The following is a 2,111-nucleotide window of genomic DNA, read 5'->3' on the forward strand; positions in this document are numbered from 1 at the left end:
CCCGGATGGCCGCCACATCAAGGTCCGGTTCGGCCGTCTGCGCCGACGCGCCAGCGAAAGCGGCAAGGCTCGAAAGCGAGGCGATCACAATGAGATGAGGAATGGTTTTCATAGTGCGCAGCAGTTCCGCTTGCGCCAGACCAGATAGCCCATGTCCTCGCCAATGGCGGGATAGACCTGGCCTGCCGACATGAAGGTGGTGGAGGCACCAATGGGCGCGCAGGCGTAGCGGCCCTTGGTCTGCGGATTGGGATTGGTGGCCTGGAAGCGGTATTGCTGCTTGCGCATCACCGGCATCAGGTACTTGCCGCAAAGCCCCTTGCTCCCCATCGTCCCCCAGGCGACGAGCTCGCGGTGGAGCTTGTAGGAGAAGCGGGCGAGCGCGAGCCGCGAGGCTTGGACATGGCCAATGGTCGCCGAGACATTGCCGTTAAGCGGATACATCGTGCCCTGACAGCCCGCGCACCAGAACAGTTCATCGGTCGGCAGCTTGGCCGTTGCCGCCACGCAGTCGGCCGCGCAGGCCGCAAGCGCCAGCGGATTGGCGAACAGGACCGCCTCGGGGTTGATGATCGCGGTGAGTTCGCTGTCCTGCCAAAGCGGATCGATTTCGGTGATGTAGAGGATGTCGATCGAGCCGGACTCGAGGCACAGGAAGTCGGCAACGATCTCCATCCAGTAGATCAGCGGATAGGCATACCAGTGGACATGCCACTGCGAGTTGTACTGGGTATTGCCGCCAACTGCAGATGGCCCCGCCATCGACTTGAAGCCGATGTCGAACCCAGGATCGAGCTTCATCCCGCCCAGATTGACGAAGCACCAAGGCTTCATGCTGACGTCGGCAAGCCGGACCGGCTCCCAGAACCCCATGGCGATACCGGGCCGCAAACCGCAGAGGCAAACGGGGAGAGCTGGGTTGCTGGTGTCGGGCCGACTTGACGGCCAGATTTTCAAGCCTCCGATCGAAATCGGGAAAAGGCACGACCAGCAGATGTCCGTGATCGGATTGACGAACTTCCCGGTGCAGCGGCCGGGACCGGCCGCAGCCTGGGCTGGAGCGGCTGAGATGATGTTCATGCTGGCGAGCAGAAGTGCTCCGCAAAGCCATGACAGAAGGCGATGTTTCCTGCTCATGATGGCGCCCGCTCGTTGGGAGTGACCGGCTGTTCAGTGATGAGGAGCGCGCGACCCTGCTGCTCGACGGTTGCCGGTACTGCGCGAATGCCGAAGTGCTTCACCAGCGTGCCGCCTTGGTCGAAGTAGAAGCGCCGCTGGCGGGCTTTCATGAGTTCGAGCGGCGCGCCGGCCACGAGGATGAACTTGGCCTTTGTGCTGGCATAGCGACGGGTGGCCCAGGCGAGCTGTGCCGGGTCGTCGCCATCGAGGAAGACGAGCGGAGCCCGCAGCGGCACGGTATCGAGCGGATTGACCCTTGTGCCTGCGGCAATGATGACCCGGCCCTTGTCGTCGGCAATATCGCGCTCGACGGTGATCGTCGGATCGAAACGCCAGCTGCGTGTTGCCGGAGCGAGGGAGAGACCTGTGACAGGCTCTGGCCGGTTGACCCGGGCGATCGTGCGCCGCTTCAGCTCCTCATTGAGGCGGGCGGTCTCGCCGGTCTTCTCGAGCTGCGTAAGCCTGGCATGGATCTGCTGCAGCAGGTCCGGTTCGATGACTGGCCAGACCGTGCCGTGCTGACCGTAATCGCGAGCCATTGCTTCTGGCGCTATGGCCAGCGCCAGCGCAGTGGCGCATATGGGGAAGGTAAGGAGCCTCACAGGATCGGCCTCCCGACCCCGAGAATGCGTGGGCCGCAAATCCAACCGATTGCGGCGTAGCGGCTGTCGAAACCGTCCTTGTGTTCGCTTGTGACGAAATAGCAGCTTTTCGGAACGCGGCCCGTCGGGCCGAGCGCGAGGGGTTCACCAAGGCGGCTCGTGAGCTTGGCCTTTGCGACAGCCTGCCCGTTGACGAAGTAGGTGCGGTTTTGCTCGGTGACGATGTCGCCCGGCACGCCGCTCACCCGCTTACCGAACGGTTTCGGCGCCGCTCCGAAATGCTTCACCAGCAACGAGGAAGCAGGCGGATCGAATAGGATGATATCCCCG

The 2,111-nt window shown here is 63.2% G+C and carries 3 protein-coding genes; all 3 read right to left on the reverse strand.

What is annotated here, in order from left to right:
• Window positions 1–108: 108 nt before the first annotated feature.
• Window positions 109–1,080, reverse strand: a complete 972-nt coding sequence (gene traU, locus COA17_RS18515) for a conjugal transfer pilus assembly protein TraU (protein WP_291549028.1) — start codon at window positions 1,078–1,080, stop codon at window positions 109–111.
• Between the two features lie 53 nt (window positions 1,081–1,133).
• Entirely contained in the window at window positions 1,134–1,781 is a 648-nt protein-coding gene (gene traW, locus COA17_RS18520) for a type-F conjugative transfer system protein TraW (protein ID WP_096614348.1), read from the reverse strand.
• A partial coding sequence (locus tag COA17_RS18525; protein WP_176484961.1) for a S26 family signal peptidase occupies window positions 1,778–2,111 on the reverse strand: 334 nt, incomplete at its 5' end. The genes COA17_RS18525 and traW, both read right to left, overlap by 4 nt.

Source organism: Sphingomonas ginsenosidimutans (genome assembly GCF_002374835.1).
Lineage (GTDB): Bacteria > Pseudomonadota > Alphaproteobacteria > Sphingomonadales > Sphingomonadaceae > Sphingomonas > Sphingomonas ginsenosidimutans.

Coding starts and splice junctions, on each gene's coding strand:
- traU (WP_291549028.1), bottom strand. CDS start 1,080: ATGAACATCATCTCAGCCGCTCCAGCCCAGGCTGCGGCCGGTCCCGGC.